Raw genomic sequence first — 20,047 nt, 5'->3', positions numbered from 1 at the left:
CTTTTTATCTATGGTTATATATGTTTAAATTGTAGTGCATTTGACATCATCAATCTAATTCATCAATGAAAAAATATGTACCAATAATTCTATTTTTATCTATTGTTAAATTTATAATTCAGTTGCTTGGAAATAGAAATTATGGCTTCCATAGGGATGAATTACTACACTTATCCGTTAGTGAGCATTTGGATTGGGGATTTATGGAGTTTCCACCTCTTATTGCCGTAATAGGGAAAATATCGTATTGGCTTTTTGGGTATTCCCTTATAGGAGTACGTCTTTTTCCAACACTTGCGGGTATTGCAATTTTAGTTTTGTGTTGTTTAATGGTTAAGGAACTTGGGGGAAAATCAAAAGCTATTTTAGTAGCCGGAATAAGCGTTTTGGCATTTCTGCCTTTTTATCGTAATCATACTTTATTTCAACCTGTTGCATTCGACCAATTATTCTGGACTTTAGGGTTTTATTTTATTATTAGGTTTATAAACGTACAAAACAATTTTTTTTTAATTCTTTTAGGAATAACTTTTGGGGTAGGATTAATGAATAAATACACCATAGTAGTTTGGGCTTTTGGACTATTTGTTGGGTTGTTTTTTTATCAAAAAGGTAGCTTATTTAAAAATAAATGGTTGTATATATCGGTATTGATTTCATTGCTTATTTTCTCGCCCAATATTATTTGGCAGATTCAAAATAATTTTCCCCTTTTTCAACATTTACATGCGCTAAATGAAAATCAATTGGATACTATAAAGCCTATGGAATTTGGTCTAGAGCAATTGAATTTTCCGTTTACATTAACGATTAGTCTTTTTGGGTTATTTGCTTTGATATTTGGCAGAAATTTGAAAAAATATAGGTCAATAGGAATAGCATCATTAGTGATTTTTGTTACTATGTGGTTGCTTAATTCTAAAGCGTATTATGTGTTTGCTATTTATCCGATTCTTTTTGCAGCTGGAGCGGTAAAAGTTGAAACTTTATTACAAAAAAAACCAAATTGGGTTTATATTATAGCTGCAGTTATTTTGATTCCTTCGGTTTACTTTATTCCAGAACTTACTCCAGTTTTGCCGATCAATAAGTATGTGAAATATAGTCAAAAAAAAGAGCAAAATGGGCGTGTAGAATTAACAGGAGATTATGCAGATATGTTTGGTTGGGAAGAGCAGGTAAAATTGGTAGATAGTGTATACCAAGCGTTGCCGGCTAAAGAAAAAAACAATTGTGTTTTATGGGTTGAGAATTACGGAGAGGCCGGCGCACTTAAAATATTAGGAAATAAATACGGTCTTCCAAACCCGATAAGCAGACATGGAAGTTTTTGGACTTGGGGTTACCGTAATAAAGATGCGGAGGTTTGGATAAGTTTAGGGAATGAAAAACAATCAGTTGAATATGTATTCGATGAAGTTGAACTAGTGAAAATTATAACTCATAAATATGCAATAGGGGAGGAAAATGGAATACCACTTTACATTTGTAGAAAACCAAAAGTAGATATTGCAAAATGGTGGATAGACTATGAACAACATGTATTTAACTAAAAATAAGAAGTAACTAAAAAGTTTATTAAAAGCCATTATATATGTAGTCTTTCTATAAAATTATATGAGACTGATGCTTATGTACAGGGATATTCTGGTAATAGCAAATTTGGTATAAATAAAAATGATTTATGACCGCATAACCTTACTAGGTTTTAATCCATGATTAGCCGCTTACGTAATTAAATTTTAGGAATTGTAAGATGAGGCTATTAAAATTGGAAAAGAAAAAAGGTCTAAAACATAATATGTTTTAGACCTTTTTGTTTTTTATAATGCTGCTTTTTTTAAGATTATTTTCTCTTGGGTATATTGGTAAGCGGCTTCTAAAAACTGTACCATTTTAGACCAGTTGGTATTGGGCTCATAATAGTTGGCGTAGTATTTTTCGGTTCTTATTTTTAAAATACTATCTTCTACAGTTGCTGTGCTAATGAAACCACCAGTTTCATTTTCTACACTGATATTTAATTTATCTAGTGCGCCAACTACATATCCACTAGGTATGGTAAATTCTATTTCATTTACAAAAGACCTAGGAAAGTTCATGTAAATATTATTGGTTCTATTTTTTTCTTCCTCGGTAAGAGTTACTTGTCCGCCAATAAGTTTGCCTATTTCTATTAAATAATTAGGACCTGCCTTTTTTATTAAATGCTCTGTAATATTAAATTTTTCTTCTAAAACTAATGGCTGTTTAACACCATACCTACCTGTATTTGCTATGGTAAATTCATGGTCTTCTACAGAAAAATCATATTGATCTTCGGTTTGTTCCTCTATATATTTAGCTTGGTTTTTCTTTATTTTTTTTACTAAGGCCGCCGCTTCTGCATTAATACGTTTTTTGTCTTTCTCTTTTTTTACGTTTTTTTCAACATAGGTCCGTGTGCCAAATCTTTCGTAGTCCTCATAGATATAGTCATAATACATTAAAATATCATCCTGAGTTTTGGTTTTACTATGTCCAAAGTGGTTTGTAGTTTTGGTAACTATAAGAGCATCCATATCTTCATTAAAAGATAAAGTGCTATGTTCTTTAGTTCCGTTATCTTTATAAGTAGAAGAAGGTATCTGATGATTATGTATACTTTTTATTTTATTATGTCTCATATCGACATGCATATTATACCCTTCACTATTTTCTAATCCATAACTAATTTCATCAATATTTGAATGAAAGTTTAAAGGCGGTAAATAAATTGTTTTGCCTTCAACTTCCACAGCTAAGAAAGTGGTTATGTCACTTTTAAAAAGATTATTTTTCATAGAGCCATAACTTCTTGGTGTTGCAGTAACAATACTATAAGGGATTTTAGCTTGATAAAGGAACTCTCCTAGCCTATAGTTATTATCGTTAGATAATTTATAAACAAGATCCGCAGGATATGTATAAAAAATACCAGGTATAATTTTAGCACTAGAATATACGGATTTTTCTATGTATTGTGTTAAGTAATAATGTCTTATGCGGTAATAGGCTTCTCTAACCTTCCCTTCTTTAGATAATTCTTTTTCATTAAGAAGTTTTATTAGTCCTTTATAAGAAAAAGGCATTCCAAGTCTGAACTTTTCTTTGTATAAGTCAATAACATCTTCTTTAGTATTATTGGTCTTTACTACGCCTTGTTCTGGAGATATAAATTCGAAAATATCATTTTTGTGATGTCCTTTTCTAGCAAAAGTTACCTGAAACTTATAATGAGGTAATTCTTGTAAAGGGTAGTACCAATAAGGAAAGTCATTTTTGTCAATATCTTCAGCTTCTAGATAATATTGTTTTTCACTTTTTTTATCGGTGGCTATTTCTTGTAATTTAGGAGCACCATTGTAACTATTAAACTTTACATAGAAATCATTTTCCGTATGTAAATGCAAGGCCATTTTTTTTATAGGATAGTCATCGCTAATAATTTTGGTTACTGGGTCAAAAGTATAACCGTGGCCTTGTTTAAAGGGCTCTATACTGTAGATGTAGTAATCTAAAATATCTCCTTTTTCTAAACCAGAAATAGCAATTTTATATTCATCGTCTGTTTTTACAGCTTCTTTATCTACTTCTATTTCTCTTTCTGTACCATCTGGCTTAATTATTTTTATGCCGACATAGTTTTTTCCTCTTTTTATCCACCCTTTATTTACCGCGAACTTTTTAGTAAAGGTAAATTCAGAATAATCCTCTATAGAAGCTTTATCTAATAATTTAACACGTTTTCTATAGGAATGTTTGTATGTAACAGCGGTTGAAAATTTATGAAAGTCATAAAAATATTCCTTATACAGAACTACGGCAGATTCGTTTTGCCATTTTTCAGGGATATCTATATTTCCTTTTTGTGTATCGTTTTCTCCCCAAATGGAGGCTTTTATTTCGAGCTCTTTTTTACTTTGTGCAAAAACGCTAATTGCTGAAAATAAAACTATAGGTAATAAGAATAGGTGTTTTTTAATCATCGGGAGGTTAATTTTTGGTTTTTGGTTACAACTATTTGTTCTTTATAGATTTTTTTTAGGGCAGAAGAAACAGTATTCCATTCCGTAAAAGATGCTTTGGTTATAGCAGCATTTTTGAATATGAACTTCTTAGTATAGATTATAGTATTTGCTTTTTCTGTAAAGGATATAGCTACATTAAAATCTTCTGTCTTATGGTTTATTCCCTTGGGCATATTTTTTACATAATACCCTTTTGGAAGATGTAGAATAGTAGTAAATTCTACGTTAGCTTTATAAGGAAATTCTAGATCGTGATTTCTTTTACTAAGGTCTATGTTTTTGTAATGTTTACCATATTCTAAATCTATATAAATATCATCTTCATAGGTAGATACTTTGTTTTTTAAAGAGATGTTATAATTTATATTAATAGTATTATCTCTGTCTTCTAAATTGGAGGTTTCTATAGAGTTTATGCCGCAATTTTTATCTCCGTTAGTTAAGTAGTATTTTAGAACTTCTTCCTTTTTATGGTCTTTAAGTGCATTGTAGCCATTTAATAAACTTGCTCTACTTTCTCCAGCAAAAACTTGTTTTACAGTACCTTCTAGGGCTTCATCTGCAATATGAAGTTCCATAACGGTAGATTTTTTGTTTTGAGCAACATTTTCTACAGGCACAGTATCTAATATATATTCCTCGCCATTTTCAATTAATACGGGTCTTCCTTGGATTCTTTCTGCATAGGAGCCAAAAGAGTTATATTTTTCTGTACTATCTAGAAAATAGCGTTTTCCGTTATGTAAGAGAGTACATATCATATGGTTATCTACAGCTAAGCTTGGGATAGAATAATCGTAACCAATTCTTTTGGTACCAATCCACGTAAGGCGTGCATCGAAGCCAGCAATTTTAAGCATTTGTTTGGTTAGGTTTGCCATTCCCTTACAATCGCCATATCGTTTTTTAAATACGTTTTGAGACTCGTCTGGCTTAAAACCAGCAATGCCATCTTCAAAAGCTATATATCGTATGTTATCTTGTACCCAATAGTAAATGTTTTTTATTTTTTCTTCTTCTGTAGTGGCATTTTTTGTAAGCTGGTTTACTTTAGATTTTAAGATAGTTGTATCTTCATCCATACTATCTACCAAAGATTTGTACCAGCTATATAATTGTTTGGTTTCAGAAAACAAGGTAATAGTTTGCCCATCTTTTTGCATAGACTTGGCCACAACAAGAATATGAGGATTTATTTTGGAAGGTCCCGGTGTATTACTTTCATCGGTTAAAGAAGGAATGTTTTTTATAGTAAAAATATGTTCTGTAGCTTTTAGCTTGTCATTATATTTTTCTTCCTTTTCAATTTCAAAGCCATCAAAATTAAACTCTAATAAATCTACATGAAGCCAATCTGGAACCATAAAAGAAACCGATTTGTTTATGGTAGGATACTCGTCTATTAAAGATACTTGAGTAAAATATTTAGAATCGGTATATTCTTTCTTTAAATGAAATAAATATTTAAATCCTTTTACAGGAAAATCTATAGCCATGTATTTTACACGAGCATCGTTATAAAAAATATCGCCGCTAGTATAAAATTCATCTTTCTTTGGAAAATGAACCACTTTAGAGTTTCTATACCTGGTATTAAATACCGTTACAGAGGAAGTATTATCATAAAAAACATATTTTTGAATATCGGACCTTTCATTAATATTCATTAGTTCTTCATTGAGGTCTTTCTCTACGGTAACTAATTGCGTTTTTTCGTTATAATCAAATGTTATTTTTTCGGTACTATTTACAATAACGACATTGTCTTCTGGGTAGATTTCTTTAAAAGAGTCCGCTTTTTCTATATCCTGGGGTAATGGGCTAACATTTTTTTGAGAATAAATGGAAGTATAAAACAAGAAAAATAAACAACTAATAGAATATAGATGTTTCATTATATGTAGGTTTTACAGGTTAAGTTGGAGTTTAATAACTTTAATATGATCTTTATATTGCCTTTTTTACACAAGATTTGTGTAATTAATCCTACTTTTTTCATAGGTAAAAAGAAGAAATTTAGTTATAATGGATGGTCGCTGGGCAAAAAAGGTTAGTTTAATTATCCGTTAGGAACTAACGTTGCTAGTATGTAAAAGTACTATTCTTTAGCGATTGCTTTTCTCTTAATTTTACTTAAAAATTCATGGGTTATTCCAAGATAAGAAGCTATTTGCCTATCTGTTAATTTAGAGGTGATATTGGGGTAGGTAGATACAAAATGGAGGTACCTTTCTTTTGCAGTTAAAGAATGATTACGTATTAATCTTCTTTGCCAAGCGGTTATTGCTTTTTGACTCATAATACGAAAAAGTTTTTCTACGATCGAAAATTCATGATATAACTTTTCCTTACTAGATTTATCTATCATTAAAACGGTAGAGTCTTCTAATGCTTGCATATTTAGGTCGGAGGGAGTGCGGTTCATAAAACTGTCAGTGTCAATTAACCACCAATCTTTTACGGCAAAATACAAGATGTTTTCATTTCCTTTTTTATCTAATGTAAAAATTTTAAAACAGCCTTCCGTGACAAAACCCTCAAATGTGCAGGCGCTACCTTGGGTAAGTAAAAAATCTCCTTTTTTTACATCGGAAGCCCTAAAAGGGGAGCAAATAGAATTTAGTTCCGCATCTGAAACGGATATATTTTTTTTTATGTTATTCTTTAATAATTCGTAAGGCATTTTTTAAGAATGAAAGTAATTTTTATAAATCTAAAATAAATATTGGTATCTATTTCTTAAAACAAAACTAAAAAAGAATTCTAAAACTAAAATTAGGGGTTACACCAAGAGAAAGTCGTTGTACGGTTTCAATTTCATTATCTGTATTTACTCTATAATAAGTATTTAAAATATTCTCTTTACCTGTAAAATTTAAAATAGATGCGCCGACTACGGCATTAAGTTTTTGGTTTAACTTAAAATTATAGGTTGCAGAGGCATCGGCACGTGTATATTCTGGTAGTCTGCTACTATTGGCTTCTTGGTAGTTAATTTGCGCGGGAAAAAAGTTTTGATTTATTGCCGCATCTCCTTCTTGAGGTTTGGTATAAGGTGTACCACTTCTATATGTAAATCCTAGACCTAGTTTTAGGTTTTTGTAATTATAGGTTCCCGCTAGAGTGGCGGTGTGTCTTATATCTAAATTGTTTGGAAAATTACTAGGAGATAAGGTTTTAAAAGTATAGTCGTTTTTATTGTAAGCGTAACTAAGCCAAGCACTGTAATATTTGTTTTTTGTATTGATTAAAAACTCTATTCCTTTAATAGCGTACTGTCCAATTTCGCCATGAAACTGATTTTGGTTTTGAAAACCCTGCGTAGCAGTACTAATTCCTTTAACTTCTTTATAAAAACCTTCCAGTCCAATATATAAATTATGATGGTCGTAATTAATTCCCAGAGAGCCTTGTTTACTTTTGGTAATTGGGAGTTGCTCACCATCGGATAATACCCATCTTCTTTTCTCTATGCCCAGAAAATTCTGTTCCAAATCTATAACCTGATTGGTACTTTGACTTTTAAATTCACCTTGCGCTTCTAATTTTACAAAATCATGTACGGCATAGCTGAGGTTTATCCTAGGTTCTAAAATGGTTTCAGAAAAGGTGTTTATATTTTCTATTAAGTTTAACCTACCACCAAGGGTCGCATGGAACTTGTCATTAGGAGAGCTGTAATCAACTTCTGAGAATAATGCATGAGTGCGTATTACTCCTTTTATATTACTGGTAAATGGCGGTTGGGTTACAAAAGTAAAATTGGTAATACCTACTTCATTAAAGTTGTATCCGTTTAACCAATGAAAATTATCATTTGGTTGGTATTTGGTAGTTAATTTAATAGCAGTTTCTAATACCTCATTTTCTTGAGCAAGTTTTTGGCTTACAGGTATTGCGTTATTTTGAGCTTTCAACTTATATTGCGTGTAATATATATTCAAATCTGTAGAAAAATAATTGCCCCAACTACTTTTTAAAGAGCTACCAAAAGAGAGGTTTGTTTGGTCTAAACTACTTTCGGAAAATGGCGCATTGCTTTGCGTTTCCGTAAAATCTAAAGTGTTACCTATATTTATAAAACTCCATCTAAGTTTATGATTGTCGTTAATATTGTACAGAAGTTTTCCTGTAAAATCATAGAAATAAAAATTAGCATCGCGTTTTATATCTCGTTCTGTAGGAGTTTCTACAATTTTACTGTCTTGAAAAACTTTATCGAAAAATTGGTCGTAGGTAGGAGAATTAAAAAAATCCGTGGCCGAGCGTCTTCCGGAAAATTGTACTGCAATTTTATCTGTAACAGGAATTTGTCCAAAGGCATCGCCGCTTATAAAATTGATGCCTGCTCCGCCAAAAAAAGAATCGGTTAACTTGTCTTTTGTTTGCATACTGAGTACACCACTAACACCATCACCATATTGCGCACTTGTACCGTTTTTTATACTAACGATGTTTTCTGTTAAATAGGGGTTAAAGGCAGATATTAAACCAAAGAAGTGTCCAGATTGGTACATTTTAATGCCATCCCATAGCATAAGGTTTTGGTCATTGGTGCCTCCTCTAATATTAATATCGGAAACCGTTTCATCTATACTTTTTATACCAGGTAAGGCTTGTATGGTTTTTAGAATATCGGGCTCTATTTGTCCTGGAAGTATTCCAAAATCGCTAGCATTTATGGTAATACTACCATCCGTATTTTTTTGTAATCCAGTAGTAAGAAATTGATATACAATAACTTCTTTTAGTTGTTGGTATTTTAAAGCTAATGCTATTTTGGTGCAAGATGGTTGTTGCGTAAGAGCGTCTGCTTGTATAAATAGGGGTTTATAGCCAAGAAATTTTATTTGAAGTAACGCACCTAAAGGAATATTGGATAACTCAAATATTCCATTTTCATCGGCAATAGTAGCTGTTGCTGTGTTTATAACTTGTATGGTTGCTCCTGCTAAAGGTTTACTTTTATAATTATCTAGTATCTGCCCGCAAATATTTAAAGTGGTCTTTTTAGAAATAGCATAATATCTATCACTTAGCCTTTTAATCTCTAATTTAGTTTGCTGTGAGATATAGTCTAAATGCGTTTCTAGAGTATTTTTGCTATCCGGAATAATAGTAATGCCTGTTACGGCATCGTCTATAAAAGAAAATTTTATATTAAATGTCTTTTCTATGGTTTTTAAGTGCGTTTTTAAAGGAATAGAAGAGATACTTCCTTCCTGCGCACTTCCTATGCAAATAAAACATAATAGAAGTACGTGAAAAAGTAGAACCGCTATTCTTTTATTCTGCATTCTTAGCATAGAAAACCACTTTATTCCCCTCTAATTTAAACTTTAATTGAGTAGGAACACTTATACTTTGAAGTGCAACATAAATTTCTGTATTACTAAAAGTACCAGTGAAAAGTTGTGATGTGTCTATATCTTTAGTTTCTACTATTACATTATGTTGCCTTTGAAGTTCATTTAAGACAAATTGTAATGGAATACTTTTAAAAGAACTTTCTTTGTTTACCCAAGAGGGGGTAGTAGTATCGGGACCACTTACAGAAACTTCTTTTCCATTTATAACAAGGAAAGAAGAGCCTGCTGGGAGTTTCGTTTCTTTATTATTAAAAGTTACACTCACTAAACCTTCAAAACATGTTACTTCAAAAAAGCCATTTCTGTTTTCTACATTAAATTGCGTTCCTAAAACGGCAACGGTTCCACTTTCGGTAGCTACTGTAAATCGTTTTCCCTTAGCTACTTTAAAATATGCCTCTCCTTGTAAAGAAATATTACGCTCTTTATCCCAATTTTTTTCGCTATAACTAATCGAAGATTCTGCATTTAATACAATTTCAGAAGAATCAGGTAAAATTACTTCTTTGTTTTCAGCATACTGGGTGCTAATAGATTGGTCTAAAGTACCTAAATAAAAATAAGAAGCTACTAATAATACGGCAACTGCCGCTGCAAGTTGTAAAAAGCGTTTGTATGGCTGTAATGTTACAACTTTAGGTTGCTCCTTATTACGTTTGTTCTTATGTTCTTCCCAAGCCGCATCCAAATCAAAAGAAGGAGCTTCTAAGGTAGAAGAAGCTTCTTTGATTTTTACATAGGAAGTATACTCCTCGGACTTTTTAAATTCCACGAGTTCTGCATCCGTTAGCTCATTATTTAGCCATTTTGCCAAGTAATTTTCTTGCATCATTTTTAGCTTTATATATTTATAACACCTTTAGAGGTAAATACCCTACTTTTTTAATTTTTGGTTCAAAGTCTCAAAGTATTTACTAATTAGTACAGAGTACGTAACCTTGCTTCTTAACTCTTTTTTTTTAACTCTTTTTATCAAATTCCATCAATTTTTTCACGTAATGCCTTAAGCGCTAAATGCATTCTCTTTTCAATTGCTTTTACACTTACACCTTCCATTTCAGCAATCTCTTTATATTTTTTTCCGTCTATTCTATTTAATAAAAAAGTAGTGCGTTGGTTTTCTGGTAAGCTGTCTAAAGCGTTTTGTAATTTTTCTTTAAACTGGTCCTCTTCCATTAAAAACTCGGGAGACTCATTCGTAGTAGTAACCACTTTGTCTCTATGCTTTAATCGTACTTTTTCTGACTTAATAACATTTAAATATAAATTGTTAGCTACAGTATATACGTAAGACTTAGCTTTAGAAGGTGTTACCTTACCACAGTTTTCCCATAACTTTACAAAAGCTTCTTGTACAGCGTCATAGGCTTTTTCTTCGTTGCCAAACTTATAATATATGTAGTTAAATACCGTTTTAGAATGAGAAGAAAATAAAGTGCTAAATACCTCTTCCTTACAGACATTATCTTGTTCGTTGTTATTCAATGGATTGGTTTTGTCTCAAAGATATTTTAAAAAAATTAAATATTTTGGGTAGGGTATTTTAAAAGTGGATTGTTTTAGAAATATAGAAACAAAAAAAAATCCAAATCGTTATGAAAAAGTTTTTTAAAACTACATTATTCGCAAGCTTATTAGTCCTTGCATTATCTTTTACTTCATGTCAAGATGAATTTGAAGAATTAACAACAGGAGAAGAAACAGAAGCTATATCCTCTACATCGGCTGCGGCTAAGCTTATAAAAGATACCTCTTCGCAAGACGGTTCTTTTGATAATATTGTAGACGGCGTTAGTTGTTTTGCTATTGAATTCCCTTATACTGTTAATGTAAACGGATTAGAAGTTAACATAGATTCGAAAGATGATTTAGAAACTATAGAAGAAATTCTAGATAAGTTAGATGTAGATGAAGATATTGTAAACATACTATTTCCTATAACTGTAACGCTAGCAGATTTTACAGAAATCGTAATTAATAGTAAGGAAGAATTAAGAGAAAAGGCTAAGGACTGTATAGAAGGTGGTGGTGATGATGATATAGAGTGTATTGATTTTGTATACCCAATTAAAGTGTACAGTTTTGATATAAACCAACAACAAACAGGAAGTGCTACAGTAGAAAGTGATAAACAATTAAGAAGGTTTTTTGGAAACTTAGAAGAGAACCAATTAGTAAGTATGGATTTTCCTATTACTTTAAAGTTATATGATGGTTCAGAGATGGTTGTAAATAACAATGCAGAATTAGCAAGAGCTATCGAAAGTGCAAAAGAAGCTTGTGATGAAGATGACGATAATGATCATAATGATGATGATTTCTCTAAAGAACGTTTAGATAACTATTTAGTAATGTGTCCTTGGTTAATACATGAGGTTAACAGAAATGATCAAGATCAAACAGAGCAGTATTTTGAATATGCAATGAACTTTAAAGAAGATGGAAGTGTAAAAGCTTTTGATAGAGAAGGGAATGCAGTAGAAGGAACATGGACTACCAGAGTAGGAGAGAACAGAGTGCTATTGAAATTAGAGTTTAATGATTTAGTAGATTTCTCTTTAGAGTGGTTCGTATATGAGATTGGGGATGGTAAGATTAAATTGTTTGTAGACGGTGCGAATAAGATTATTATGAAAAAAGCTTGTAATATCTTAAACCAAGACCCAAATACATTAAGAGAAGTGCTTAAGGAATGTAGTTGGATTATTAAAAAAGTGCATAGAGATGGTCAGGAAATAGATCGTTTATTAGGATATGAATTTAATTTTATGGCAGAAGGCGTTGTTACCTTAAGCAGCGGAGATGTTTCTTCAGAAGGTTCTTGGGAAATAGCACAAAATAATCAAGGGCGTTTGGTAATGGCAATTACAATGGGTAATGAGCCAGGAGTTAGTTTCGAATGGCCTTTGTCAGATTTAAGAGATGATAGATTAAAATTTGAGATTCCAGGTACGGATTACGAGTTAATTTTAGAAAGAAACTGCGATAACGATGTTAACGATGAAGATGTAGTTTGGATAAGAGGATTGTTTAATGAATCGCAATGGGAAATTGCTTTATTCTCTGAAAATCAAGATCCATCTACAGAGAGCTATACAAACTACAGTTTTACATTTGGACCAAATGGAAAGATTACTGTCTATAATCCAAATCAGGTAGAAGTAAGTACAGGAAGATGGTTTGTTTACAGAAATAGTGAAGAACAATTAGAAATGATTTTAAACTTTGGGACGGAAAATAATTTTTATCCACTCGCAAATGATTATAAAATTCTAGAAGTAGAAGAAAATAGATTAGAATTAAAGCATTATAATGATAGTGGTTATGATCATTTAGTGTTCGAGAAATTATAGTAAAATTAACAGGCACGCAACAATGAGTAGCGTGCCTTTTTCGTTTTCTTATAAAGGAAAATTATGGTTGGTTTTATTAAAAGCAGATTAGCGTTAATACCTATAGCTCTATTTTATTTTGTATTTGTTTCTTGTGAATCTAAGGATGATTCTGTAGAGCCTGCCAAGGTGATAGATATAGAAGGCATCACTAGAGTACTTACGCAAGATACATGGCAAGTAGAAAGCTATAGTAAAGCTACTATAGATGAAACTGTCAATTATGCGAATTACATATTTACTTTTAATGCAAACGGAACAGTAGGGGTTGTAAATGGAAGTGTTTCTGTTTCTGGAGCATGGGTTTTATCTAATCCAGAATATAATTTAATTAGATTAGAGCTTTTTTTTAGTACACCAGAAGAGCTAGCTGAGTTAGCAAATGATTGGGAAATAGATGATTATTCGAATGTTACTATAAACTTGGAAAATAATAGTAGTATTGGGGAAACTGAAATTCTAAGTTTTCGAAAAAATTAAACCTTTTTTGCCCCACATTTTTAAGAAAAGCGCATATTTTAACGATATGCGCTTTTTTGATGGGCATATTTTTCTGTGGAAACTACCCACTTACGGCGGATATTGTTAAATTTGCCTTCCCTGTTAATAAAGTAAGAAGATGTTTGATAATTTAAGTGAAAAGCTAGATAAAGCACTCCACGTTCTTAAAGGACATGGCCAGATTACCGAAATAAACGTTGCAGAAACAACAAAAGAAGTTCGTAGAGCTCTTTTAGATGCCGATGTTAACTTTAAAATAGCAAAAGAATTTACCAATAAGGTAAAAGAAAAAGCATTAGGTTCCGATGTACTTACAACTTTACAACCAGGCCAGTTAATGGTTAAGATTGTAAAAGATGAGTTAACGCTACTAATGGGTGGAGAAACCGAAGGTATAAACCTTTCAGGAAAACCATCTATAGTTTTAATGTCTGGTTTGCAAGGTTCTGGTAAGACTACTTTTTCTGGTAAACTGGCAAACTTTTTAAAGACTAAGAAATCTAAAAAACCGCTATTGGTAGCTTGTGATGTATACCGTCCTGCGGCTATTGATCAATTACATGTAGTTGGAGCGCAAATAGATGTGGAGGTATATTCCGATAAAGACAATAGCGATCCAGTTGCCATTGCACAAGCAGGTATAGCACAAGCAAAAGCAAATGGTAATGATGTGGTAATTATTGATACCGCTGGTCGTCTTGCTGTAGATGAAAGAATGATGGAGGAAATCTCCAATATTCATAAAGCCATACAACCCCAAGAAACATTGTTCGTTGTCGATGCTATGACAGGGCAAGATGCTGTAAATACAGCAAAGGCTTTTAACGATATTCTTAATTTTGACGGTGTTATTCTTACCAAGTTAGATGGGGATACTCGTGGTGGTGCTGCTATTTCTATTAAGTCGGTAGTAGATAAACCTATAAAGTTTATTGGTACAGGGGAGAAAATGGAAGCAATAGATGTTTTTCATCCATCTCGTATGGCAGAACGTATTCTCGGAATGGGAGATGTTATTTCCTTAGTAGAACGTGCGCAAGAGCAGTTCGATGAGGAAGAAGCTCGTAAGATTCAAAAGAAAATAGCAAAAAATAAGTTTGGTTTTGATGATTTCTTGAAACAGATTCAGCAAATCAAAAAAATGGGTAACATTAAAGATTTAATGGGAATGATACCTGGTGCAGGAAAAGCACTAAAAGGATTAGATATCGATGACGATGCTTTTAAACACATAGAAGCTATTATTCATTCCATGACCCCAAGTGAAAGATCTACACCTTCTTCTTTGAATGCTAGCCGTAAAAAACGTATCGCTAAAGGTAGTGGACGTAATATTCAAGAAGTAAACCAATTATTAAAGCAGTTTGACCAAATGAGCAAGATGATGAAAATGATGCAAGGCGGTGGCGGTAAAAAGATGATGCAGATGATGAGTAACATGAAAGGAATGAAATAATTATATAATTTTCGAAATTAAAAAGAGTAATAAATTAAAATATAAAAGCCTTCCTAAAAAGAGCCGGAAGCGATTATAAAATTGTAATAATGGAACTACTAGACGGTAAAAAAGTATCGAACGAAATTAAAGATGAAATTGCTGCTGAGGTAGCAAAAATGAAAGAGAGAGGAGAAAAAGTTCCGCATTTAGCTGCTGTTTTGGTAGGTAATGATGGGGCTAGTTTAACTTATGTAGGTAGTAAAGTACGTTCTTGTGAGCGTATTGGTTTTGAATCTACTTTGGTGCAATTGCCTAGTACCACTTCGGAAATTGAATTACTTAATAAAATAGAAGAATTAAACCAGAATGAAGATATTGATGGTTTTATTATTCAATTGCCATTACCTCCTCAAATAAACGAACAGAAAGTTTTATTAGCTGTTGATCCAGATAAAGATGTAGACGGTTTTCATCCAACTAATTTCGGTAAAATGGCATTAGATATGAGTACTTTTATCCCGGCTACGCCTTTTGGTATATTAGAGTTATTAGAACGCTATAAAGTAGATACACAAGGAAAACATACCGTTGTAATTGGTAGAAGTCATATTGTTGGTCGTCCAATGAGTATTTTAATGGGAAGAAAAGGATGGCCCGGAAACTCTACAGTAACTTTAACGCATAGTAGAACAAAGAATATTACGCAAATAATATCGCAAGCAGATATTGTAATATCGGCCCTAGGAGTTCCTAACTTCTTAAAAGCAGAAATGGTAAAAGATGATGCTGTAGTTATAGATGTTGGTATTACACGTGTACCAGACGAATCTAAACCTAGAGGATACCGTATTACAGGAGATGTAGATTTTGAAAACGTAAGTAAAAAAGCGTCTTTTATAACTCCTGTACCTGGCGGAGTTGGGCCCATGACTATTGCAATGTTACTTAAAAATACATTGCTTGCAAGAGAAAGACATAGAGCTTCTAAAGCATAAATAATTTTTAAAATTTATAAAGCCCTAAGGATTCCCTTAGGGCTTTCTTTTTTTATGGTATAAGAGTTATTTCTAAGTGCTTTCCTTTAAGATTATAGGGGTATTGTATTAAAAAGTAAAGGTGCTATATTTTAGCTTTGCTTTGAGTGTTTTATAAAAAATAGCAATTACATGTTAAAGTTTAGTAAAGAAAAGTGTTTTAAATTTTTTTTGTTGCAAAAAGGAGTATCTTTTTATGATAAAAATATATAAAAATGAAAACTCTTGAAGCAATAGTAATTCTTTGTTTTGCAATGACTATATCTTGTTATAGCCAAACAGGAAAAGTTTACGATGAACTAAAAATGCCAAGTAAAATATTAAAAGGAGAACGTAAATATGCGGTTTATTTACCTCCAGATTATGACACTTCAGAACGTAGCTATCCGGTACTTTATTTATTGCATGGAGCAGGGGATGACCAAACAGGCTGGATACAGTTTGGAGAGGTGTTACGCATTACGGATGAAAGTATTAAAGAAGGTATTGCAACTTCTATGATTATTATAATGCCTGATGCTAATACTGGAGAAAGAGGGTATTTTAATGTAGGAGATTGGAAATATGAGGATTTCTTTTTTGAAGAATTTATGCCTTATGTAGAGAAAAAATATCGAATCAAAAAAGAAAAAAGATATAGAGCTGTAGCAGGATTGTCTATGGGAGGTGGCGGTAGTTTTATGTATGCACTTCGTCATCCAGAATTATTTTCTTCTTCTTGTCCATTAAGTGCTTATGTGGGGCCTTTAACTATAGAAGATTTAAAAACACAAATAACAAGGATGGGTAAATCCTATACAGAAGAAGAGATACAAAGCTATTTTGAAAATTATAATGCTTTGAATTTATTAGAATCTAAGCCTGTTGAGCAAATAAAGTCTGTAAAGTGGTATATAGATTGTGGTGATGATGATTTTTTGTATGAAGGGAATAGCTTAGTGCATATTGCCATGAAAAAGAAGGGTATTCCGCATGAGTATAGAGTCCGAGAAGGAGCACATAGTTGGGTGTATTGGCGTTCGGCTTTGCCAAAAGTATTGCAGTTTGTGTCCGATACTTTTCATCAAAACTAATTAAAATGGATGCGAAAAAAGTGGTAATTCAAGTTCTTGTAGCAATGGTTTTGTTTGTTATAATTTCCTTAATTATAGAAGGGGATTATTCGCAAGAAATGATTTTTTATAAAGGAAAAATAGCATTACTGTTTGGAGCATTTTATAGTGTTTACATTGTTTTAAGAACTAAGCTTAAAGGAGGGGCAAAGTAGCGGATTTTATGTAGTAAATAGTGGAGATGTATTTTTAAGATTTAAATTCTAAAGCATTACCAGAGGGTCTAAAAAGAATATAGTTGCTTGTCTTCTTATTTCTCCTTCAAATCTAATGTAGGGTACAATAACAAATAGTACTTTTTTTTCTTGCAACGCTTTAGCAAAAAGTGGCAAGGTGTTTCAAGGAGGCCCAGCGTAGAAATGGGTACTGGTAAAGTTTGTTAGTTTAATATGTCTTTGGAAAAAGTACAGCATTCTTCTAAATTATGTACCGGAATGGTAAAATGAAAAGAAATACTGTTTTGTATGTTTTTACTCGTTTAAGAAATTTAAAATTTCATCGTTTACACTTTCTTGATGCATGGAATGGCCTAAGCCTTCGGTGGTAACGAATTTACTATTTTTCCAGTTTTTGTGGACATTTTCAGAATCAATATATGGCGCTATTTTATCTAACTTATCATGGAAAAGTAGCCCTTTGTTGGTATTATTTTTAATATATTCGGAGGTTGAAAAATCTTTAACGTGAAAACCAAAACGGTCTTTTATATAGTTATCCAAAGCCACTAAAACTCTGTTGTTAAACTTTAATATATTTTGGTAGTTATTCATCAGTTTATAAAACTCAGAAGGGGAACCTATGGTAACGATCTTATCTATAAATTCGTTTTTGTTTATATATTCATTATAGATAACGGTCATACCACCTAAAGAATGTCCAATAAGATGTGTTGGCTGGTGTTTGTCTATATTAGCCTGTATAGCATGGGCGTATAAAGGAGCATATAAATATTTTCCTGTGGAATACCCATGACCTGGAGCATCAAAGGCAATAATATTATAATTTGCTTCTTTTAATTTTTTAATTAGATTTCTCCATCGAAAAGTATTGCTTTCCCATCCATGAACGAGTAAGACCGTTTCCTTGCTTCCAGGCCATTGATAGGTTTGGATATCATGGTTTTCTATGGATATAATTTCTTTTTTTGCACCGTCTAAAAATTCTTTTTGGTGTGGTAATACTCGTCCTTTACGAATGGTGCAAAAGAAATAAAAGGCCTTTTTGGCTGTTTTCTTCGGGAAGAAAAGCGCATATAAGTCAAAATATTTGCCGTATGCTAATGGTAGTATTTTGTAAAAAAGTTTTTTCATATGGTTACATTTAGTAACTTACTCTTGTAAAGAGAGTTAAAAGTACAAATTACTTTTTAGAATTTGCGAAGTTACTTAGAATGTATTAGGTATGGAAAAAGAAACTATTGTTGATAATCAGCATATTAAAAATGCAAAAAAAATAAAAAATATGTTTGGGCATATAGATTACCGTAACCCACCAGAGTTATGTACGATCCGGGATGTATTGTCTTTATCTTCTGATAAATGGAGTATTCTTATTATTTTGTATTTGGGTTACTTTCCAATTTTACGTTTTAATAAACTAAAGAAGTATGTTTATGGAATATCTAATAAAGTATTAAGTGAAAGGCTTAAAGCCTTAGAGAGTAATGGGTACGTACATAGAGAAATGTACCCGGAAGTTCCAATACGAGTAGAGTATAGTTTAACTTCTTTTGGTAAGAATTATGTTGAGAAATTAATAGAACTCACCGAGTGGATGCAATTGAATAACCCTACTATATTGGCAAATAAAGAGAAGTTTCATATTAAATAATACTGCAAATTTAGTTGTAAAGGTTGTTTATATTTGTAATTTGAAAATTGAGAAAATACAAGAAATAAATCCAGAAATGTATAAAAATAATTGTTCAATTTGGGATTAAAACACAAGAATTTATTAGTGCGCTACGCATGAGTTTCCTGTAACAATCGAGTAACTAGACGCAGTCTTTTCCTATATAAGATTGCTATTTACGAATTTAAAAGAAAGCCTAAACCATCTTAATGCAAAAACTAAAAACCCATTATCATCCTGAAATAAATACTTTAGAGAATAAATCTGTTTTTACAAGATTATCTACAAGGAGTATAGCGGTTCAAGGAGATACTATTTTGTTGCTTTATACAGAAAGATATGAAGACTATAGCCTTCCTGGTGGCGGTTTGGATTTGGGAGAGGATAAAATAGAAGGTATGGTACGGGAGCTTATAGAAGAAACGGGGGCAAAAAATATTAGAAACATTAAGCCTTTTGGTCTTTATGAAGAGTATAGGCCGTGGTACAAATCAGGTTATGACGTGCAACATATGATTTCATATTGTTATACTTGCGATGTTAACAAAGAGCTTGGAACGGCAAACATGGAACATTACGAAACGAATAATGGTATGAAAGCCGTATGGGTTAATATCCATGAAGCCATTAATCATAATAAAAGGACAATGGCTACAAGTGATAAAAAAGGAATGTCTATTGAACGGGAAACTTTTTTGTTAAAGCGTATTGCCGAAAGTATAAATTAAAAATATATTTATTTAAGAATCCCAACTAATCATCATATACTTAATTTTTGCAACATCGGGAATTTGCACTTCTTCTATATTGGTATTTGTTTTGTAACGTAAATTTTCTGGTAATTCTTTCTTGTCAATAGTAAAGTATATGTCGCTGTCTTTTAAAAGGATTAGCACATTGTTTAAAGAGGTAATTATTTTCTTAATAGCATACTTTTCTTTAATGTCTTTAAAAGTACTTTTTGTATTTATACCATTATCTGTTGTGAACCTAGGGTCGTTAATAAGTATGTTTTCAATAGAAGGAATACTATCTCTATTAGGGGTAAGGGTTAGCAATTTTTTTCCACCTTTTTCAAAAATTTGTATTTTACTGGCATTAGAACCAAAGTTACCCCTTACCGTATCTCGAACAATAGAATCTTCCTCGTAAATAAGTTCTATATCTCTTGTTAGGCTATTTTTTTTGAGCTTTCCTATTTGTTCCGAAGTAATTAAAAAAGTGGTGTCTTTTTCTTTTTGACATTGACAAAACAACAAAACGGCTAATAGGCAAAATGTTCTTAATATATTTTTCATAGG

The 20,047-nt window shown here is 32.0% G+C and carries 17 protein-coding genes; 9 read left to right on the top strand and 8 right to left on the bottom strand.

All coding sequences use genetic code 11. The features are described 5' to 3' along the window. Window positions 1-65 precede the first annotated feature (65 nt). Window positions 66-1,553, top strand: a complete 1,488-nt coding sequence (locus Q0856_RS01310) for a glycosyltransferase family 39 protein (protein ID WP_298501899.1) — start codon at window positions 66-68, stop codon at window positions 1,551-1,553. 270 nt (window positions 1,554-1,823) lie between these two features. On the opposite strand, the gene Q0856_RS01305 is transcribed toward Q0856_RS01310, so the two are convergent. The 6 genes from Q0856_RS01305 to Q0856_RS01280 all read right to left on the bottom strand — a co-directional run bounded on the left by Q0856_RS01305 (window position 1,824) and on the right by Q0856_RS01280 (window position 10,903). Beyond that, a complete protein-coding gene (locus Q0856_RS01305) occupies window positions 1,824-4,007 on the bottom strand; it encodes a hypothetical protein (protein WP_298501896.1) in 2,184 nt (727 codons plus the stop codon). Next, a complete protein-coding gene (locus tag Q0856_RS01300; protein ID WP_298501893.1) occupies window positions 4,004-5,944 on the bottom strand; it encodes a transglutaminase domain-containing protein in 1,941 nt (646 codons plus the stop codon). The genes Q0856_RS01305 and Q0856_RS01300 overlap by 4 nt, the downstream gene beginning before the upstream one ends. A gap of 203 nt (window positions 5,945-6,147) precedes the next feature. Further along, window positions 6,148-6,732 carry a Crp/Fnr family transcriptional regulator gene (locus tag Q0856_RS01295; protein ID WP_298501891.1) on the bottom strand — a complete coding sequence of 195 codons (585 nt, stop codon included), beginning with the start codon at window positions 6,730-6,732 and terminating at the stop codon, window positions 6,148-6,150. Window positions 6,733-6,799: 67 nt separating this feature from the next. Continuing rightward, window positions 6,800-9,346 carry a TonB-dependent receptor gene (locus Q0856_RS01290; RefSeq protein ID WP_366139581.1) on the bottom strand — a complete coding sequence of 849 codons (2,547 nt, stop codon included), beginning with the start codon at window positions 9,344-9,346 and terminating at the stop codon, window positions 6,800-6,802. After that, window positions 9,336-10,250 carry a FecR family protein gene (locus Q0856_RS01285; RefSeq protein ID WP_366139580.1) on the bottom strand — a complete coding sequence of 305 codons (915 nt, stop codon included), beginning with the start codon at window positions 10,248-10,250 and terminating at the stop codon, window positions 9,336-9,338. The genes Q0856_RS01290 and Q0856_RS01285 overlap by 11 nt, the downstream gene beginning before the upstream one ends. Before the next feature lie 140 nt (window positions 10,251-10,390). Then, window positions 10,391-10,903: a sigma-70 family RNA polymerase sigma factor gene (locus tag Q0856_RS01280; RefSeq protein WP_298501886.1), complete on the bottom strand. Its 513-nt coding sequence runs from the start codon at window positions 10,901-10,903 to the stop codon at window positions 10,391-10,393. A 110-nt stretch (window positions 10,904-11,013) separates the two neighbouring features. On the opposite strand from Q0856_RS01280, the gene Q0856_RS01275 reads away from it, so the two are divergent. From Q0856_RS01275 to Q0856_RS01250, 6 genes are all read left to right on the top strand, one after another. Next, complete coding sequence (locus Q0856_RS01275) at window positions 11,014-12,771, top strand: hypothetical protein (RefSeq protein ID WP_298501883.1); 1,758 nt, start codon at window positions 11,014-11,016, stop codon at window positions 12,769-12,771. Between the two features lie 63 nt (window positions 12,772-12,834). Continuing rightward, entirely contained in the window at window positions 12,835-13,290 is a 456-nt protein-coding gene (locus tag Q0856_RS01270; protein ID WP_298501881.1) for a hypothetical protein, read from the top strand. 139 nt (window positions 13,291-13,429) lie between these two features. Beyond that, window positions 13,430-14,767, top strand: a complete 1,338-nt coding sequence (ffh, locus tag Q0856_RS01265; protein WP_298473154.1) for a signal recognition particle protein — start codon at window positions 13,430-13,432, stop codon at window positions 14,765-14,767. A gap of 89 nt (window positions 14,768-14,856) precedes the next feature. Further along, a complete protein-coding gene (locus Q0856_RS01260) occupies window positions 14,857-15,744 on the top strand; it encodes a bifunctional 5,10-methylenetetrahydrofolate dehydrogenase/5,10-methenyltetrahydrofolate cyclohydrolase (RefSeq protein WP_298501879.1) in 888 nt (295 codons plus the stop codon). A 254-nt stretch (window positions 15,745-15,998) separates the two neighbouring features. Continuing rightward, window positions 15,999-16,856 (top strand): alpha/beta hydrolase-fold protein, encoded by an 858-nt coding sequence (locus Q0856_RS01255; protein ID WP_298501877.1) that lies wholly within the window; start codon window positions 15,999-16,001, stop codon window positions 16,854-16,856. 5 nt (window positions 16,857-16,861) lie between these two features. Beyond that, on the top strand, window positions 16,862-17,050 hold the full coding sequence (locus tag Q0856_RS01250; protein ID WP_298501874.1) for a hypothetical protein: 189 nt from the start codon (window positions 16,862-16,864) through the stop codon (window positions 17,048-17,050). Window positions 17,051-17,365: 315 nt separating this feature from the next. Here the strand turns inward: Q0856_RS01250 and Q0856_RS01245 are convergent, their stop codons facing one another. After that, window positions 17,366-18,205, bottom strand: coding sequence for an alpha/beta hydrolase (locus Q0856_RS01245; RefSeq protein WP_298501871.1), 840 nt, complete (start codon window positions 18,203-18,205; stop codon window positions 17,366-17,368). A 91-nt stretch (window positions 18,206-18,296) separates the two neighbouring features. Here Q0856_RS01245 and Q0856_RS01240 point away from each other — a divergent pair, with 91 nt between their 5' ends. Continuing rightward, a complete protein-coding gene (locus Q0856_RS01240) occupies window positions 18,297-18,725 on the top strand; it encodes a helix-turn-helix domain-containing protein (protein WP_298473140.1) in 429 nt (142 codons plus the stop codon). Window positions 18,726-18,955: 230 nt separating this feature from the next. Then, window positions 18,956-19,474 (top strand): NUDIX hydrolase, encoded by a 519-nt coding sequence (locus tag Q0856_RS01235; protein WP_298501868.1) that lies wholly within the window; start codon window positions 18,956-18,958, stop codon window positions 19,472-19,474. Between the two features lie 12 nt (window positions 19,475-19,486). On the opposite strand, the gene Q0856_RS01230 is transcribed toward Q0856_RS01235, so the two are convergent. Further along, a complete protein-coding gene (locus Q0856_RS01230) occupies window positions 19,487-20,044 on the bottom strand; it encodes a hypothetical protein (protein ID WP_298473134.1) in 558 nt (185 codons plus the stop codon). Window positions 20,045-20,047: the final 3 nt, after the last annotated feature.

The organism is uncultured Maribacter sp., assembly GCF_947496775.1.
GTDB lineage: Bacteria > Bacteroidota > Bacteroidia > Flavobacteriales > Flavobacteriaceae > Maribacter_B.
The sequence above is the reverse complement of the archived record's forward strand: the minus strand, read 5'-3'. Positions and strand labels throughout refer to the sequence as shown.

Excerpts from the sequence above, each read along its gene's own strand:
- Q0856_RS01235 (WP_298501868.1), top strand. The coding sequence starts at position 18,956 with ATGCAAAAACTAAAAACCCATTATCATCCTGAAATAAATACTTTAGAG.
- Q0856_RS01290 (WP_366139581.1), bottom strand. The coding sequence starts at position 9,346 with ATGCAGAATAAAAGAATAGCGGTTCTACTTTTTCACGTACTTCTATTA.
- Q0856_RS01270 (WP_298501881.1), top strand. The coding sequence starts at position 12,835 with ATGGTTGGTTTTATTAAAAGCAGATTAGCGTTAATACCTATAGCTCTA.
- Q0856_RS01255 (WP_298501877.1), top strand. The coding sequence starts at position 15,999 with ATGAAAACTCTTGAAGCAATAGTAATTCTTTGTTTTGCAATGACTATA.
- Q0856_RS01240 (WP_298473140.1), top strand. The coding sequence starts at position 18,297 with ATGGAAAAAGAAACTATTGTTGATAATCAGCATATTAAAAATGCAAAA.
- Q0856_RS01245 (WP_298501871.1), bottom strand. The coding sequence starts at position 18,205 with ATGAAAAAACTTTTTTACAAAATACTACCATTAGCATACGGCAAATAT.
- Q0856_RS01230 (WP_298473134.1), bottom strand. The coding sequence starts at position 20,044 with ATGAAAAATATATTAAGAACATTTTGCCTATTAGCCGTTTTGTTGTTT.
- ffh (WP_298473154.1), top strand. The coding sequence starts at position 13,430 with ATGTTTGATAATTTAAGTGAAAAGCTAGATAAAGCACTCCACGTTCTT.
- Q0856_RS01295 (WP_298501891.1), bottom strand. The coding sequence starts at position 6,732 with ATGCCTTACGAATTATTAAAGAATAACATAAAAAAAAATATATCCGTT.
- Q0856_RS01250 (WP_298501874.1), top strand. The coding sequence starts at position 16,862 with ATGGATGCGAAAAAAGTGGTAATTCAAGTTCTTGTAGCAATGGTTTTG.
- Q0856_RS01275 (WP_298501883.1), top strand. The coding sequence starts at position 11,014 with ATGAAAAAGTTTTTTAAAACTACATTATTCGCAAGCTTATTAGTCCTT.
- Q0856_RS01310 (WP_298501899.1), top strand. The coding sequence starts at position 66 with ATGAAAAAATATGTACCAATAATTCTATTTTTATCTATTGTTAAATTT.
- Q0856_RS01305 (WP_298501896.1), bottom strand. The coding sequence starts at position 4,007 with ATGATTAAAAAACACCTATTCTTATTACCTATAGTTTTATTTTCAGCA.
- Q0856_RS01260 (WP_298501879.1), top strand. The coding sequence starts at position 14,857 with ATGGAACTACTAGACGGTAAAAAAGTATCGAACGAAATTAAAGATGAA.
- Q0856_RS01300 (WP_298501893.1), bottom strand. The coding sequence starts at position 5,944 with ATGAAACATCTATATTCTATTAGTTGTTTATTTTTCTTGTTTTATACT.
- Q0856_RS01285 (WP_366139580.1), bottom strand. The coding sequence starts at position 10,250 with ATGATGCAAGAAAATTACTTGGCAAAATGGCTAAATAATGAGCTAACG.